Below are 16,149 nucleotides of genomic sequence, written 5' to 3'. Positions count from 1 at the left end.
GTCTCCGCAAGACACCACGCTAGATCGTCATCCGGCCTGAAACATGACGGATCAGACCCGACTGCGCAAAGGATCTGATATGCCTGTCCATCTTCATGGCCTTGCCACGGCACTGCCCCCGCATTGCCTGCGCCAAAGTGAGGTTTCCCAAAAGGCCGCCGCGATCTTTGGCGAGAGATACCCCCAGTTCGAACGTCTGGCGAAAACCTTTGGCACGTCGGGCATCGAGCAGCGGCATTCGGTCGTGCCGCTGGATTGGTTCTCGCACGATCACGGCTGGAAGGACCGCAGCGCCGCCTACATCACCGGCGCCCGCGCCCTTTTCATCGACGCGGCGGGCAAGGCGCTGGCCGATGCGGGATGGGCCGCGCATGAGGTCGATTGCATCGTCACCGTTTCCTCGACCGGCATCGCCACCCCGACGCTGGAGGCGCAGGTGGCCGGCGAGATGGGCTTTCGCCAGGACGTGATGCGCGTGCCGGTCTTTGGCCTTGGCTGCGCGGGCGGGGTCAGTGGGCTGTCCATCGCGGCGGCACTGGCGCGGGGGCGGCCGGGGGCCAAGGTGCTGCTGGTCGTGATCGAGACCTGCTCGCTCGCCTTTCGGGCCGACAGGCTGCAAAAGGCGGACATCATCGCCGCCGTGCTTTTCGGCGACGGGGCGGCAGCTGCTTGCCTTGGCGTAGAGGCGCCGGACGGCGCGCAGGTCACACTAGGCCACGGGCATCAACAAACATGGCCGGATACGCTGAATATCATGGGATGGGACGTGGACGATGTCGGGCTTGGCGTAGTCTTTGACAGGTCCATTCCCGCCTTCGTGACAGATGAATTCGCCCGCGCCACGCAAGGCGCTTTGGATGCAGCGGAATTGGCACCCAGTCAGATCGATCGCTATGTCTGCCACCCCGGCGGCGCGAAAGTGGTCGAGGCGATCGAGGGCGCGATGGATCTGGGGTCCGGAAGCCTGGATGCCGAGCGCGAGGTTCTGCGCCACTACGGCAACATGTCCGCGCCCACAGTGCTTTTCGTGCTGCAGGCGGTGCTGGATGCAGGAGCCACCGGCCAGATGATGGCCTGCGCGCTTGGCCCCGGATTTACCGCATCCTACCTGCCGATAACTGCAGAGGGGCGGGCCGCCTGATGGAAACCGGCGCGGTCCTTTTCCTGACCTTCATCGTCGCCCAGCGCCTGAGCGAGCTGGTGCTGGCGCGGCGCAACACCGCATATCTGATGGCGCGCGGCGCGTATGAGGTCGGCGCGGCGCACTACCCCGCGATGGTAGCGATGCATAGCCTCTGGATCGGGTGCCTGATCGTCTTCGGCCATGACAATCCTATATCGCTGGGCTGGCTTGCGGCTTTCGCGCTGCTTCAGGGACTGCGGGTGTGGATCCTTGCCACGCTGGGCCGGCGCTGGACCACGCGGATCATCATCCTGCCAGAGCCACTGGTGACGCGCGGCCCGTTCCGCTATCTGCGCCACCCTAATTATACACTGGTCGTGGCCGAGATCATCGTTGCGCCCATGGTGCTGGGGCTGGTCTGGGTCGCCGTGCTGTTTACCCTGCTGAACGCGGCGATGCTATGGGTGCGCATCAGCGTCGAGGGACAGGCGCTGAACGCGCTGCGGGACGGCTGACGATTGCCCCCGTAGCGGCGTTGTGGTGTATGAACCCGATATCCAACCTTAAGGCATCTTATGAAAACCGTCATCTTCATCCCGGCCCGCTACGCCTCGACGCGCTATCCCGGCAAACCGCTGGTGGAGCTTCGCCAGAAGGACGGCAGTGCCAAGAGCCTGATCCGCATGAGCTGGGAGGCGGCCAGCGCCATCGAGGGCGTCGATGCCGTCTACGTCGCCACCGATGATGTGCGCATCGCCGAACATTCCCGCGCCTTCGGCGCTGATGTGGTGATGACCTCGGAGGACTGTGAGAACGGCACCGCGCGCTGCGCCGATGCGCTGGCGCAGCTGGACGAGGCGCCCGATCTGGTGATCAATTTTCAGGGCGACGCGCCGCTGACGCCGCCGTGGTTCGTGGAAAAGCTGATCGTGGCGATGCAGACCGACCGGGCCGTATCAATGGCAACGCCCGTGCTGCGCTGTGACCGCCAGACCTATGAGAATTTCATCGAGGACCGCCAGAATGGCCGTGTAGGCGGCACCACGGCCGTGTTTGATCAGCACAAGAATGCGCTTTATTTCTCGAAAGAGGTTCTGCCCTATATCGCCCCCGGCAAGCTGCCCGAGCCGATCCCGGTCTTTCATCATGTCGGCGTCTACGCCTACCGGCCCAAGGCGCTGCAGGCCTATGTGGACGCGCCTGTCAGCACTCTCGAGACACTGGAAGGGCTGGAACAGCTGCGCTTTCTGGCCGCCGGGATGCCGGTGCGCTGCGTCGAGGTGGACGCGCGCGGACGGGTGTTCTGGGAGCTGAACAACCCCGAGGACGTCGCCCGCATCGAGGCGGCATTGGAGGCACAATGATCGAGACAAGGCAAATCACCGTCGGCGATATCGAGATCGGCGGGCGCGCGCCCTTCGCGCTGATCACCGGGCCGTGCCAGTTGGAGAGCCTTGATCATGCGCGCATGATGGCGGGCCGGATCGCCGAGGCCTGCGCGCCCACGGGCACGCGGTTCATCTTCAAGGCCAGCTACGACAAGGCGAACCGGTCGTCCCTGTCGACGCAGCGCGGCCTCGGGATGGAGGAGGGTCTGACGATCCTTTCCAAGATCCGGGACGAGTTCGGCTGCCCTGTGCTCACGGATGTGCATGACGCGCATCAATGTGCGCCCGCGGGCGAGGTGGTGGACGTGATCCAGATCCCCGCCTTCCTCTGCCGCCAGACCGACCTCTTGCTGGCTGCGGGCCAGACGGGCTGCGCGATCAACGTCAAGAAGGGCCAGTTCCTGGCGCCCTGGGATATGGGAAACGTTGCCGAGAAGATCGCCAGCATCGGGAACGAGCGGATCATGCTCTGCGATCGAGGTACGTCCTTTGGGTACAACACATTGATCAGTGATTTTCGCGGCCTGCCGACTATGGCGCGGACGGGCTATCCAGTGGTTTTTGATGCCACCCATTCGGTGCAGCAGCCCGGCGGGCAAGGCACCACATCGGGCGGGCAGCGTGAATTTGCGCCGGTGCTGGCGCGGGCGGCGGTGGCCGTGGGTGTCTCGGCCCTCTTTATCGAGACGCATGAGGCGCCGGATAGCGCGCCCAGCGACGGGCCGAACATGATCCCTGTGGACAAGATGGAAGCGCTGATCGGTCAGTTGCGCGCGCTGGATGATCTGACCAAGTCGCAGCCCGAGATCGACCTGACGACATAGAGCCTAAGCAGGCGGGGCGCGCCTGTCGGTTCGACGACATCGGCAAATTTCATGATGTGAATCCCGGCATGGGCGCGTAAGGTCGTCCATGACCTGCACCTTGTCCGGCCATGGCTTGGAACGCAGGCGCATTGCGAGGCGTTAAGCCTTGCAAGAAGGGAGTTTGTCATGCCTTCGTTTCGCGCCAAATACATCACGCGGCCTATCCATCGCTGGGCCCAGCGCGCCCTGCCCGCCTTGTCCGATACCGAGCGGGAGGCGCTGAACGCGGGCGAGGTCTGGTGGGAGAAAGAGCTCTTTTCGGGCAATCCGGACTGGTCCAAGCTGCATGCGGTCAAGGCGCCCGAGCTAACCGAGGAAGAGCAGGCGTTTCTTGACGGGCCCTGCCGCCAGCTTTGCGAAATGCTGGATGACTGGAGCATCAACCAAGACGCCGCCGATCTGTCGCCCGAAGTGTGGAAGTTTCTGCGCAAGAACGGCTTCTTCGGGATGATCATTCCGAAATCACATGGCGGTCTGGAGTTTTCCGCCTTTGCCCATAGCGAGATCGTGCGCTTCATCTCGACCCGTTCGGTGGCGGCGGCGGTGACGGTGATGGTCCCCAACTCGCTGGGGCCGGGTGAGTTGCTGCACCAGTTCGGCACGCAAGAGCAGCAGGAGTATTGGCTGCCACGGCTAGCCGACGGGCGCGAGCTTCCGGCCTTTGGCCTGACCAGCGCCGAAGCCGGGTCAGATGCGGGCGCGATGGTCGATGAGGGCGTTATTTGCCGCGGCGAGTGGCAGGGCGAGGAAGTGTTGGGCATCCGCCTGAACTGGGCCAAGCGGTATATCACGCTGGCGCCCGTCTGCACCGTGCTGGGCCTTGCCTTCAAGCTGCGCGATCCGGATGGCCTGATCGGTGACACAGAGGATATCGGGATCACCTGCGCGTTGGTGCCCACGGACCTCGACGGGGTCGAGACAGGGCGGCGGCATATTCCTGCATCGACCATGTTCATGAACGGGCCGACCACCGGCACGGATGTCTTCATCCCGCTGGAGAACATCATCGGCGGGCCGGACTATGCCGGGCGCGGCTGGATGATGCTGATGAGCGCGCTGGCTGCGGGGCGGGGTATCTCGCTGCCTTCGATGGGCTGCGCCGCGATTGCGCTGAGTGCGCATACGACCGGAGCCTACGCCCGCATCCGCGAACAGTTCCGCCTGCCCATCGGCAAGTTCGGCGGTGTGCAGATGCCCATGGGCAAGCTAGCCGCCGATGCCTATGCGATGGATGCCGCGCGGCACCTGACCTGCGCGGGGCTGGACGAGGGGCGCGCGCTGTCCGTCATCTCGGCCATCATGAAGGCACATGCGACCTTCCGCATGCGCGAGGCGCTGAATGATGCAATGGACGTGCATTCGGGCAAGGCGGTGATCGACGGTCCGTCGAACTATCTGCAGGCCCTCTACCGCGCGGTGCCGATCGGAATCACGGTGGAAGGCGCGAATATCGTGACCCGCAGCCTGATTATCTTTGGCCAAGGTTCGATCCGGGCGCATCCTCATATGCTGGACAACATGATGGCTTTGCAGGAGCCGGACCAAAAGAAATCACTGGAAGCGTTCGACAAATCGGTATGGGCGCATATCGGGCACACGACAAGAACGCTCTTCCGCGCCTGGGGCCGCGCGCTGACCGGGGGGCGGTTTGCGCCTGCGCCGGATGCGGGGCCCGCGACGCATATCTATCGCAGGCTCAGCCGTTGGTCGGCGGCCTATGCGCTGACCGCCGATTTCTGTTTCCTGACGCTGGGCGGCGCACTGAAGCGCAAGGAGATGCTGTCGACGCGGATGGGAGACATCCTGTCCGAGATGTACATCCTCTCCGCCGCGCTGAAGCGCTGGGAGGATGAGGGGCGCCAGGAGGCCGATCTGCCGGTTCTGAACTACGCCGCCGAGGCTGGGTTTCAGCGCATTCAGACTTCGCTGGATGATGTGATCGTCAACCTGCCCGCACGTTGGGCGGCTTGGCTGCTGCGCGGGATCACGTGGCCCGGTCGGCGGGAAAAAGGACCGGATGACCGGCTGGTCGAGACTTGCAGCAACCTGATCTATGCGCCCTCGCCCACCCGCGACCGGATCACCGGCGGGATCGGGGGCGGCTGCACGCATCCGGGCATCGCGCTGCTGGATCGCTGCTACGCCATGGTCAACGACATGGCCACTGCGATGAAGCGGCTGCGCGATGCGCGCAAGACGCCCGAGGAGGGGCGCGAGGCGGGTTTCATCACTGAGGCCGAGTTGGCGCGGATCACCGAAATGAACGACCTGGTTGCGCGTGTCATCGCGGTCGACGACTTTACTCCCGAAGAGTTGCCGCGATATTTCAGAAATTACGAGCCTAACGCGCATAACAGGCTCGCGTCCAAGGACACGCCGCAGGAGGCCGCAGAATGACAGAGCCGCAAAGAGTCTTTTTGGTGGATGGGGCGCGCACGCCCTTCCTGAAGGCGCGCGGCACGCCCGGCCCTTTCACCCCCGTCGACCTCGCGGTGCAATGCGGGCGCCCCCTGCTGGCGCGCCAGCACTTCGCGCGCGAGGCGTTCGATTTGTGCATCCTCGGCTGCGTCAACGTGATGGCGGACGAGATGAATCCGGCCCGCGTTGCCGCTCTGCGCCTTGGATTGGGCGAGCGCATGGTGGCCTTTACCATGCAGATCAATTGCGGCTCGGGGATGCAGAGCATCGACACCGCCTATCGCTATATCCGGGACGGCAGCCATGACATGATCCTTGCCGGCGGGGCCGAGGCGCTGAGCCATACACCCCTGATCCTGCGCCAATCGGCAGCCGAGTGGCTGGGCAACCTGAGCGCGGCGCGCAGCCCGATGGACAAGCTTAAGATGCTGGGAGGCCTGCGGCCCGAATTCCTGAAGCCCGTGATCGGGCTGGAGCGCGGGCTGACCGACCCCATTACCGAGCTGGGAATGGGGCAGACGGCGGAAATCCTCGCGCATCGCTTTGGGATCACGCGCACCATGGCCGATGAATACGCGATGCAGAGCCACCACCGCCTTGCCGCTGCGCAGAAGGACGGCACGCTGGACGGTGAGGTCATGCCTGCTTTTGGCCCTGATGGCACGGTTTACGACCAAGATGACGGCGTGCGCGCCGACAGCGACATGGAGGGTCTGTCCAAGCCGAAACCAGTGTTCGAGAAACCCTATGGCAAGGTGACGGCGGGCAATTCCAGCCAGATCACCGATGGCGCCAGCTGGGTGATCGTCGCGTCGCAAAAGGCGGTCGATCTACACGGGCTCGAGCCGCTGGCCGAGATCACCGACAGCGAATGGGCAGGACTGGATCCCGCGGTTATGGGGCTTGGGCCTGTTCTGGCCTCGACGCCGATCGCGCAGAGGCATGGTTTGAGCCTGAATGATATCGACCTTTGGGAGCTGAACGAGGCGTTTGCCGCGCAGGTGCTGGCCTGTGTCGCCGCCTGGGATCACGAGGATTTCTGCCGCGAGGTGCTGGGATATGACGCCGCCTTTGGCAAGATCGACCGCGAGCGGCTGAATGTCGATGGCGGTGCGATTTCGCTGGGGCATCCGGTGGGCACCAGCGGCAACCGCATCGTGCTGCACCTTGCCAATGCAATGAAGAAACGCGGGGCCAAGCGCGGCATCGCCACCGAATGTATCGGTGGCGGGCTGGGCGGTGCCATGATGCTGGAGGCTGTGCGATGACCGGAGCAGTGATGCAATTTCTGGGCGCCGAGCTGCGCGAGATGGGTGGAGCCGGCGCGCGCGAGGGCAATTGGCGCAGCGGGCGGGACGGCGATGGCATCCTGTGGCTTGTCATGGATTGCGAGGCGGGCGGCACGAATGTCATCTCGCGCAAGGTGCTGGAAGAGCTCGACCGCCATCTGGCCGCTGCGGAGGCTGATTTGCCCAAGGCGCTGGTCATCCGCTCGGCCAAGGAGGGCGGATTTGCCGCCGGGGCCGACATCTCGGAATTCAAGGCTGTGGCCGACGACCCTGAAACGCTGCTGCGCGAGGGGCATGCCGTCTTTGATCGGCTGGCGGCCCTGAAATGCCCGACGATCTGCGTCGTGCATGGCGCGTGCCTTGGCGGCGGGTTCGAGATGGCGCTGGCCTGTGATTATCGCATCGGCATCCGGGGCGCGTCCTTTGCCTTTCCCGAGGTGCAACTGGGCCTGCATCCCGGCCTGGGCGGCACGTTCCGGTCGCTTGCCCTGATCGACCCGGTCGAGGCGATGACCCTGATGCTGACCGGCAAGACCGCGCACACGAAGAAGGCCAAAAAGCTGGGCCTGCTGGATGCCGTGGTGGAAGAGCGGCACGTCACGGACGCGGTGCGCGCCGCCGCCGAGGGCAAGCTGGAAGGGCGCGAGCCGGGGCTGAAGGCGCGGGCGATGAGCTATGCGACCGCGCGCGGCTATGCGGCGCGGCAAATGCGAAGCCAGACCGAGAAAAAGGCGCCCAAGGCGCATTATCCGGCGCCCCACGCGCTGATCGATCTGTGGGAAGAGCACGGGGATGATGCCAAGGCGATGCAGGAGGCCGAGATTGCCTCCTTCGGCCAGCTCTTGCAGACGGATACGTCCAAGAACCTGCAGCGCGCGTTTTTCCTGCGTCAGCGGCTGCGCGGCAATGCCAAGGGCGACGATGGGATTGCCCATGTCCATGTGATCGGCGCGGGCGCGATGGGGGCCGAGATTGCCGCCATGTCTGCAATCCGGGGTAAGCGCGTGACGCTGGGCGATACATCGACCGAGGCACTGGGGAGAGCGGTCAAGCTCGCCCGTGAGATTTGCGGCTCTAAACACCTGAGTAGTATTGATACACGCAATGCGATGGACCGGATGATGCCGGACCCGGACGGATATGGACTAGCCTTGGCCGATCTGATCATTGAGGCAGGGCCGGAGAAGTCCGAGATCAAGCAAAAGATCTACGACGATCTGAAGGCGCGGATGAAGCCGAGGGCGATTCTGGCCAGCAATACCTCCAGTCTTTCGATTGACGATCTGGCGGATCATGCGCCCGATGCGGCGCGTTTCGCCGGGCTGCATTTCTTTAACCCGGTGTCGCGCATCGACCTTGTCGAGGTAATCAAGGGGGCCAAAACCTCGGACGACACTGTCAGCCGCGTTGCCGCCTTTTGCGGCGCGATCAAGAAACTGCCTGTGCATGTAGGCGACTATCCCGGCTTTCTCGTGAACCGTGCACTGGTGCCCTACATGATGGAGGCGATGGCCCTGATGGATGAGGGCGTGCCCAAAGAGGTGATCGACACGGCAGCGCTGCGCTTTGGCATGCCGATGGGGCCGGTCACGCTGGCTGATCAGGTAGGCCTCGACATCGGGCTGCATGTGGCGATCAGCCTGTCGGAGAGTCTGGATGTGCCGCTGGCACCCGTCTCGGACACGCTGAAGGACAAGGTCGCGGCGGGTGAGACCGGCAAGAAGGCCGGGCGTGGATTTTATGACTGGTCGGACGGGACGCCGCATCCCGATAACGATGAGGGCGCGCCCGACGATCTGACCGATCGGCTGATCCTGCCGATGCTGAATGCCTGTGTCGAGGTTCTGCGCAAGGATGTTGTCAAGGATCCAGACGATGTGGACGCGGCGATGATCTTTGCCACCGGCTGGGCGCCGTTCCGCGGCGGGCCGATGCACTACGCCCGCGCGCGAGGCATTGATGCGGTGGTCGAGCGGCTGAAAGAGCTGGAGGCGGCGCATGGGCCCCGATTTGCACCCGATGCGGGGTGGCAGACGCTTGGCGAGGGCTGAGACCTGCGGCGAGATAGACGTTTCCCGCGCCGCAGATCCGCAGTAGGCCAGGGCCATGAAGCTGACATTGACCCATATCGGCCAACTGGCCGAACTGCCCTGCGATACGCTTATCGACGCGCGCTCGCCTGCCGAATTTGCCGAGGACCACCTGCCGGGTGCAATCAACCTGCCCAGCCTGAATGATGCCGAACGCGCCGAGGTGGGCACGATCTACGTTCAGGAGGATCGCTTCAAGGCTCGGCGCGTCGGGGCGGCGATGGTTGCACGCAATGTCGCGGCGCATCTGGAGGGGCCGCTGTCAGTGCATGATGGTAGCTGGCAGCCGTTGGTCTATTGCTGGCGCGGAGGGCAGAGATCCGGCTCTTTCGCTTCGATCCTCGAGCAGATCGGGTGGCGGGTGCGCCTGCTGTACGGGGGATATCGCGCCTATCGGCGGCTGGTGGTGCAGATGCTCTATGATGCGCCGCTGGCTCTTCGGCCCGTGCTGCTCGACGGCAATACGGGCACAGCCAAGACGCGACTGCTGGAGCTATTGGAGGCGAAAGGCGTTCAGGTGATCGACCTTGAAGGACTGGCCAATCATCGCGGCTCTGCCTTGGGTGCACGGGACGGCGGGCAGCCGCCGCAAAAGCTGTTTGAAGGGCGGCTGGCGCAGAAAATTGCGGCGCTCGATCCCGGAAGGCCTGTGGTGATCGAGGCGGAATCGCACAAGGTGGGCACGCGTATCGTGCCGCCCAGCCTCTGGACAGCGATGAAGACGGCGCCTGCCGTGCGTGTCACTGCCCCGGTGGCCGAGCGGGCCCGATATCTGGCCGAGGCCTATGGGGACATGACCGACAAGCCGGATGAGTTGAGTGCCAGCCTTGATCTGCTGCGCCCGCTGCGCGGGCATGAGGCGGTGGATCATTGGCAGAGCATGGTCGCGGCGCAGGAGTTTACCGCGCTCGCCGAGGATTTGATCCGCCAGCATTATGATCCCGGGTATGAGCGGGCCCGCGCGCGGCATGACATGGCGCCGCCGCATAGGGTGGATTTAGCGGCGCTGAACGATGACGCTTTGCAGAGTGCGCTACCAGATATCATCGCCGCGATCGAGGCCGCCGCTACTGGCCAAGCGTGATGCCAGGGGGCGAATCCGTGATGAATCCGATATCCGTTGCGAGTGCGCCCATGCTGTGAAGCTGGCTGAGAGCGGTATGTGCTTCATCCGGCGCCAGCGCAGCCAGAAAGCCTCCGGCAGTTTGCGGATCGAAGAGGATTTCACTGGCGGGACCATCCCCGAGACCATGGATGAACGGGCCTGCATAGGCTCTGTTTGTAGGATGTAGGGACGATCTGTGTCCCGCCCGAAAAAGCGCCTGCGCCCCCTTCAATAGCGGTATGGTGGCCGGATCGATCTGCGCGCCGCAGCCGCTGGCCCGGCAGAGCGCCAAGAGATGTCCGGCAAGGCCGAAGCCGGTCACGTCGGTCAACGCATGGGCCTGCATCAGACACTGCACGGCGTCTTGGGGACTGGTCGCCATGTGGCCCAGCGCATCTCGCACCACATCGCCATCGGCGGCCCCGACCATGTCGGCAGCAAGGATGACGCCGGTGCCTAGCGCGCCAAGCAGGATGAGGCGGTCACCCGGTTGCGCACCGCCGATGCCGATAGGCACGCGGCTTTCTTCCATCAGTCCGGTCACTGTGTAGCCGATGGTCAGTTCGGCCCCTTGTGTGGTGTGGCCGCCGATCACCTCGGCACCCGCCTCGGCCATGATGGCGTGAGTGGCTTCCATGATCTCGGACAGGGTGCGGGCCTGAAGCGGGCCGCTCATCCGGGGCAGGACGAGGTTGACGAGCGCAGCCTGAGGCGCCGCGCCCATGGCCCAGACATCGCCCAGCGCGTGAATGGCGGCGATGCGCGCCATGAGGTAGGGGTCCGCCGTGAAGGCGCGCAAGTGGTCGGTGGTGAGCACTTGGGTCTGCCCGCCGATACGCAGCGCCCCCGCGTCATCGCCGGGGCGGATCAGCACGTCATCACGCAGGCCGGTGCGCGCGTTCGCAAGGGCCGTTTCCAGGGCCTCAAAGCCGACCTTGGCCCCGCAGCCCCCGCAGATCATCGGGTGATCCGTCATTTCCTCTGCCGCGCCCTCGGCCATTTCAGACGGAAGCGGAGCGGTGGCCATGGCGGGCAGATCGCGGAACTTCTGCATGAATTTCTGGTCGATATGGTCCTTCCACTGCCAGAGGCCCGGCAGGTGCAGACCAAAGCTGCCGCGATCCGCGACAGCAGCTTTCTTACCCAGCGACACCAGCTTGAGATACTGCTTTTGCGGCTCGAAACTGCGGTACTGGGACGATCCCATCGCAGCGGCGCGCAGGTTATCATGCAGGACAGGCGCGGCGCGCACGGCATAGACCCCGGCCTTGGGGCGCGCTGCGTGGGCCAGATGGGCGCAGTCTCCGGCGGCGAAGATGGCCGGGTCCGTGGTGCTGCGAAGGTGCGCATCGACCGTGATGAAACCGTCAGTCAGATGCAGGCCCGTTTCGGCCAGCCAAGGCCACGGGCGCGCACCGACGGCAGCGACCGACAGGGCAGAGGGCAGTGCGGTGCCGTTCGCCAGCAAGACACTGTCGGCGGTGACTTCGCTGACTTCGACATTCTCAACCAAGGCAATGCGCCGCGCGGCCATCTGAGCGCGCAGAACACGGGCCGTGCGGCTGGCAACACCGGTAAGGGCCGTGCCGATGTCGATGACGTGCAGCCGAACATCAGAGGATATCTGCGACAGGCGATGGTGCATGGCCAGGGCCAGCTCAACCCCCGCGACGCCGCCGCCCAGAACAGCGCAATCGGGGGGTTGAGTGCCTGATGCGACATTCGAGACGAACTGCTGCCAGCGATCCGCGAAGGGGCCAAGCGGCTTGGCCGCGATGCCATGCGCATCGAAACCGGGCAGTGTGACAGGCGCAGACGTGATGCCGATGTCGACGGAGAGCACATCATAGGCAACGTCCGGTCTGCCAGTCACCTGCACCCGGCGCGCGGCGCGATCGATTCCGCAGGCGCGCCCGACGATCAGCCGCGCCCCGGCAAAGCGCGCGAGGCGGCCAAGGTCGATATCCAGCGCATCGCGCGGGTAATGCCCGGCGATATAGCCGGGCAACATGCCGGTATAGGGCGCTTTGGGGTTCGGATCGATCAAGGTCAGGCGCGCGCCCGGCAGAGGGTTCATGCCCCATTTGCGCAGCACGAGGGCGTGGGCGTGGCCGCCGCCGATCAGAACGAGGTCACGGGTGAGGGGATAATCACTGTTCATGGCCCTCAGGGAGTGCCGCAAATCCGGCAGGTTGTCGAGGCTGGCCGCGCTGCGCTCACGCAGGTTTGTGGTAGGCGCGATACCAGTCGATGAACTCGCTGATCCCTTCGGCCACGGGCGTGTTCGGCCGGTATCCGGTCAGCGATTCAAGCAAGGAAGAGTCGGCCCATGTGCCGGGAACATCGCCTTTTTGCATCTCCATCATGTTCTTCTTCATCTCGAAGCCCAGCTTGGCCTCGATGGCGGCTATGAAGTCCATCAGCTCGACCCTCTCGCCATTGCCGATATTGACGACCCGGTATGGCGCGGCGGCGCTGAGGCTGTCACCCGGCACGATATCCTCGGGGCTATCCGGCTGTACCGGGGGTGTTTCGATCAGAAGGCGGATGCCGCGCACCAGATCGCCGACATAGGTAAAGTCGCGAGCCATGCGGCCATGATTGTAGACGTCGATCGCCTCGCCATCGAGCGCGGCGCGCACGAATTTGTAGAGCGCGAGGTCGGGGCGGCCCCACGGACCGTAGACCGTGAAAAAGCGGAACATCGTCGTCGGGATCTTCCACAGATGGGCGTAGGAATGGGCCATATGCTCGTTCGCGCGCTTGGTCGCGGCGTAGAGCGTCAGCGGCATCTCGGCGCGCTGCACCTCATTGAAGGGCATATCGGTATTGGCACCGTATACGGACGACGTGGAGGCCATCAGAAGATGCGCCGGGGAAAGCTCGCGCGCGCATTCCATCAAATTGAATGTGCCCTCGATATTGGCCGAGATATAGCTGCGCGGGTTTTCAAGACTATAGCGCACACCGGCCTGTCCGGCGAGGTGGACGATGGCATCGGGCGCGGCCTCAGCCACGCAGCGCTGGAGCAGATTCATATCCTCTAGCATGCCCTCATGTGCGGTAAAGCCGGGCGTTTGCAGCAGCATCTGGTGGCGGCGATGCTTGAGCGCGACATCGTAGTAATCGGTCATGCCATCATAGCCGACGACGCGAAACCCTTCGTCGAGAAGGTGCTTGGCAAGGTGGTAGCCGATGAACCCGGCGGTTCCGGTGACGAAAATGGTGCGCAACGGTCTGTTCCTGTCTTGCCTGCCCGATTGGGTTCGTGCCGATGGTCTATGCCAGTTTGGCGCGCAAAGTCACGGTGGAATATGCCCGGCGGATTTGTGATGGCAACCGGGGCCGAGTTGTGGAACGGTCGCTCGCGTGGTGGCGGGCGCTCTGGCTCATGCGGCCCGATCAGGAGTTTCGCAGTGGAGCAGCGACTGACGCCCTTTACCTTGGCCATGGTGGCGCTGGTCGGCATCCTGTGGGGGCTGAACTGGCCTGCGGTCAAGTTCATGCTGCGCGAACTGCCGCCCTTTACCTTGCGAGCAGGGGGATTTACCGGCGGCACGATCGTGCTTTTCTGCATCGTCAAGGCGCTGGGTCAGCGGTTGAAGCCTGCGCCGAAGGAGGCGGGCGCGATTGCGGTGGCGGGCCTTTTCGTCGTGTTCGGGTTCAACATCACGACGGCGCTGGGCCAAACCCTGACCGAGGCATCACGTGCGGCGATCATCGCCTACACGATGCCCGCGATGACGGCGGTGCTGGCCGCGATTTTCCTCAAGCAGCATTTGAGTGCGCGGCATATCGCGGCGGTGCTGATCGGGATGGCGGGACTTGCCGTGCTGGCATCGGTGGATTTCACGGCGCTGGTGGCCGCACCTGCCGGGGCGCTCTTGATGCTGGCGGCGGCGCTATCGTGGTCCATCGGCAATGTTCTGGTGCAGGCGCGCGCGTGGTCGCTGACGCCCTTGGCGCTGACTTTCTGGTTTTTTGCCGTCTCCACCGCGCTGGCTTGGCCGCTGGCCCTGTGGCTGGAGCCGGCTGGGACTGTGCCATGGCCCAGCGCCGCCACATGGCTGGTTTTCGCCTTTCACGTCGCGGGGCCGATGGTCACCTGTTATTTCCTGTGGAGCGTTCTTTTGCGCCGCTTGCCGGCGGCTGTTGCAGCTATTTCGATCCTGACCGCGCCAACGGTGGGCGTCATCTCGGCGGTCTTGCTGCTGGGTGAGCCGCTGAGCTGGCAAAAGATCGTCGCGCTGGGCTTGATCGTTCTGTCGATCGGCATCACCCTGCTGGCACGCCCGAAACGGCCTGCCATGCCCGACGCGACCTGAAGGAGAGACTGATGCGCATTATCGCGGCCCGCTTCAATCACGAGACGAACACGTTTTCACCTGTGCCGACACCGCTGGAGGATTTCGGCCCGCTGCATGAGGATGAGGCACTGGCCTTCGGCAAGGGCTCGGCGACGGCGTTTGGCGCGTTCATCGACTATGCTCGGGAGAAAAACGCCGAGTTAGTCACGCCACTCTGCGCGACGGCCAATCCCAGCGGGCCTGCCGCGCGCGACGTGTTCGAGGCGCTGGCCGCACCGATCATCGAGGCGGCGAAGGCCGGGTGCGATGCCATCTTGCTGGATCTACATGGCGCGATGGTGGCCGAGGGGATTGACGACTGCGAAGGCGAGCTGCTGGCGCGACTGCGCGACGTCGTGCCTGATGTGCCGATTGGCGTCGCGCTGGACCTGCATGGCAACGTCACTGAGCGGCTGGTCGGAGCCTGTGACTGTCTTGCCGGCTTCAAGACCTATCCGCATATCGACATGCGCGAGACGGGCGCGCATGTGGTGCGCATGATGGATGCCATCCTGACCGGTGGGCCGCGACCCGCGATGGCGATGGTGCATCCTCCTATTCTGGCGCAGACCCTCAAGATGAACACCGAGGTGCCGGGCATCATGACCGATCTCATCGCCGCTGCCCGCGTGGCCGAGACGCAGGACGGTGTGCATGCGGTGACGATCTTTGGCGGGTTTCCCCTTTCGGATATCGCGGATGCGGGGGTGTCGGTGGTGACCGTCGCAGATACCGCTGCAATGGCACAGGAAGTGGCGCAAGACCTGGCCGAAGCTGCGTGGCGCGGCCGCGAAGGATTCGTCTATCTCGAAGAGCCTCTGGATGCGTCGCTGGCCCGGGCGCGGCAGGCCGCGGATGGCCCCGGAGACGGACCTGTTCTGCTGCTGGATCATGGTGACAACTGCATGTCGGGCGGTACCTGCGATACCATCGATGTGCTACGGGCGTCGCTGGTGGCTGACATGACGGGCATTGTTGCCGGGCCGATTTGCGATCCGGATGTCGTGGCGCAGATGACGCGCGCCGGGGCGGGTGCCGAGGTCACGGTAGAGTTGGGAAACAAGGTGCCGCTGCCCGGGTTTCCGCCCAATGCGCCTCTGACGCTGAGCGGGACCGTCTCGTTCATCGGTCAAGGGCGCTATGTCGTCAGCGGGCCGATCTATACCGGACAGATCTGCGATATGGGACGGGCCGCCGTGCTGGAGGTGAAGGGCGCCACGGTGCTGGTGACCGAGCGCCCGCACGAGCCGTGGGATCTGGGCGTGTTCACCTGCGCGGGTGTTGATCCTGCCGCCGCGCGTTACCTTATTCTCAAATCGCGGATGTATTGCCGCCCGGTCTTTGAGCCGCTGTCGCGCGCGATGGTGGAATGCGCCAGTGCGGGCATTACCAGCTCGAACCTGGGGCTCTTCGATTTCAAGAAAGTCGCGCGGCCCATATATCCGATGGACCCCAAGATGGCGTGGGCGCCGGGCGAAACAGTAACTTCGGGCCAAGACCCGATCAGACCCTGATAAGGAGACT

Annotated in this window: 12 protein-coding genes; 10 read left to right on the top strand and 2 right to left on the bottom strand. The window is 64.4% G+C overall.

Going from position 1 to position 16,149, the window contains the following annotated elements; all coding sequences use genetic code 11:
* Nucleotides 1-79 precede the first annotated feature (79 nt).
* The 8 genes from ACEWPM_RS11885 to mnmH all read left to right on the top strand — a co-directional run bounded on the left by ACEWPM_RS11885 (nucleotide 80) and on the right by mnmH (nucleotide 10,258).
* Entirely contained in the window at nucleotides 80-1,141 is a 1,062-nt protein-coding gene (locus ACEWPM_RS11885; RefSeq protein ID WP_393962241.1) for a type III polyketide synthase, read from the top strand.
* Nucleotides 1,141-1,638 carry an isoprenylcysteine carboxyl methyltransferase family protein gene (locus ACEWPM_RS11880; RefSeq protein ID WP_393962242.1) on the top strand — a complete coding sequence of 166 codons (498 nt, stop codon included), beginning with the start codon at nucleotides 1,141-1,143 and terminating at the stop codon, nucleotides 1,636-1,638. The genes ACEWPM_RS11885 and ACEWPM_RS11880 overlap by 1 nt, the downstream gene beginning before the upstream one ends.
* A 60-nt stretch (nucleotides 1,639-1,698) precedes the next feature.
* Nucleotides 1,699-2,487 carry a 3-deoxy-manno-octulosonate cytidylyltransferase gene (locus tag ACEWPM_RS11875; protein ID WP_393962243.1) on the top strand — a complete coding sequence of 263 codons (789 nt, stop codon included), beginning with the start codon at nucleotides 1,699-1,701 and terminating at the stop codon, nucleotides 2,485-2,487.
* A complete protein-coding gene (gene kdsA / locus ACEWPM_RS11870) occupies nucleotides 2,484-3,335 on the top strand; it encodes a 3-deoxy-8-phosphooctulonate synthase (protein WP_393962244.1) in 852 nt (283 codons plus the stop codon). Before ACEWPM_RS11875 ends, kdsA begins: the two co-directional genes overlap by 4 nt.
* A gap of 168 nt (nucleotides 3,336-3,503) precedes the next feature.
* A complete protein-coding gene (locus ACEWPM_RS11865) occupies nucleotides 3,504-5,774 on the top strand; it encodes an acyl-CoA dehydrogenase (protein ID WP_393962245.1) in 2,271 nt (756 codons plus the stop codon).
* Entirely contained in the window at nucleotides 5,771-7,063 is a 1,293-nt protein-coding gene (locus ACEWPM_RS11860) for an acetyl-CoA C-acetyltransferase (protein WP_393962246.1), read from the top strand. The genes ACEWPM_RS11865 and ACEWPM_RS11860 overlap by 4 nt, the downstream gene beginning before the upstream one ends.
* Nucleotides 7,060-9,135 carry a 3-hydroxyacyl-CoA dehydrogenase NAD-binding domain-containing protein gene (locus ACEWPM_RS11855; protein ID WP_393962247.1) on the top strand — a complete coding sequence of 692 codons (2,076 nt, stop codon included), beginning with the start codon at nucleotides 7,060-7,062 and terminating at the stop codon, nucleotides 9,133-9,135. The genes ACEWPM_RS11860 and ACEWPM_RS11855 overlap by 4 nt, the downstream gene beginning before the upstream one ends.
* A 55-nt stretch (nucleotides 9,136-9,190) precedes the next feature.
* A complete protein-coding gene (gene mnmH / locus ACEWPM_RS11850; protein WP_393962248.1) occupies nucleotides 9,191-10,258 on the top strand; it encodes a tRNA 2-selenouridine(34) synthase MnmH in 1,068 nt (355 codons plus the stop codon).
* Here mnmH and selD read toward each other — a convergent pair.
* Together selD and ACEWPM_RS11840 are read right to left on the bottom strand one after the other, a co-directional pair.
* Nucleotides 10,242-12,440 carry a selenide, water dikinase SelD gene (selD, locus tag ACEWPM_RS11845; protein WP_393962249.1) on the bottom strand — a complete coding sequence of 733 codons (2,199 nt, stop codon included), beginning with the start codon at nucleotides 12,438-12,440 and terminating at the stop codon, nucleotides 10,242-10,244. The genes mnmH and selD overlap by 17 nt on opposite strands.
* Nucleotides 12,441-12,495: 55 nt before the next feature.
* Entirely contained in the window at nucleotides 12,496-13,512 is a 1,017-nt protein-coding gene (locus ACEWPM_RS11840; RefSeq protein ID WP_393962250.1) for an NAD-dependent epimerase/dehydratase family protein, read from the bottom strand.
* Nucleotides 13,513-13,695: 183 nt separating this feature from the next.
* Between ACEWPM_RS11840 and ACEWPM_RS11835 the strand changes: the two genes are divergently transcribed.
* Together ACEWPM_RS11835 and ACEWPM_RS11830 are read left to right on the top strand one after the other, a co-directional pair.
* Entirely contained in the window at nucleotides 13,696-14,604 is a 909-nt protein-coding gene (locus ACEWPM_RS11835) for a DMT family transporter (RefSeq protein ID WP_393962251.1), read from the top strand.
* Nucleotides 14,605-14,615: 11 nt separating this feature from the next.
* Nucleotides 14,616-16,139 (top strand): M81 family metallopeptidase, encoded by a 1,524-nt coding sequence (locus tag ACEWPM_RS11830; protein WP_393962252.1) that lies wholly within the window; start codon nucleotides 14,616-14,618, stop codon nucleotides 16,137-16,139.
* The last annotated feature ends 10 nt before the right edge of the window (nucleotides 16,140-16,149 follow it).

The sequence above is a fragment of the Roseovarius maritimus genome (assembly GCF_043355895.2).
Lineage (GTDB): Bacteria > Pseudomonadota > Alphaproteobacteria > Rhodobacterales > Rhodobacteraceae > Roseovarius > Roseovarius maritimus.
Note: the sequence above shows the minus strand (reverse complement) of the source record. Positions and strands in the feature narration are given on the sequence as shown.

Excerpts from the sequence above, each read along its gene's own strand:
- selD (WP_393962249.1), bottom strand. The coding sequence starts at position 12,440 with ATGAACAGTGATTATCCCCTCACCCGTGACCTCGTTCTGATCGGCGGC.
- ACEWPM_RS11875 (WP_393962243.1), top strand. The coding sequence starts at position 1,699 with ATGAAAACCGTCATCTTCATCCCGGCCCGCTACGCCTCGACGCGCTAT.
- ACEWPM_RS11865 (WP_393962245.1), top strand. The coding sequence starts at position 3,504 with ATGCCTTCGTTTCGCGCCAAATACATCACGCGGCCTATCCATCGCTGG.
- kdsA (WP_393962244.1), top strand. The coding sequence starts at position 2,484 with ATGATCGAGACAAGGCAAATCACCGTCGGCGATATCGAGATCGGCGGG.
- ACEWPM_RS11855 (WP_393962247.1), top strand. The coding sequence starts at position 7,060 with ATGACCGGAGCAGTGATGCAATTTCTGGGCGCCGAGCTGCGCGAGATG.
- mnmH (WP_393962248.1), top strand. The coding sequence starts at position 9,191 with ATGAAGCTGACATTGACCCATATCGGCCAACTGGCCGAACTGCCCTGC.
- ACEWPM_RS11860 (WP_393962246.1), top strand. The coding sequence starts at position 5,771 with ATGACAGAGCCGCAAAGAGTCTTTTTGGTGGATGGGGCGCGCACGCCC.
- ACEWPM_RS11830 (WP_393962252.1), top strand. The coding sequence starts at position 14,616 with ATGCGCATTATCGCGGCCCGCTTCAATCACGAGACGAACACGTTTTCA.
- ACEWPM_RS11885 (WP_393962241.1), top strand. The coding sequence starts at position 80 with ATGCCTGTCCATCTTCATGGCCTTGCCACGGCACTGCCCCCGCATTGC.
- ACEWPM_RS11880 (WP_393962242.1), top strand. The coding sequence starts at position 1,141 with ATGGAAACCGGCGCGGTCCTTTTCCTGACCTTCATCGTCGCCCAGCGC.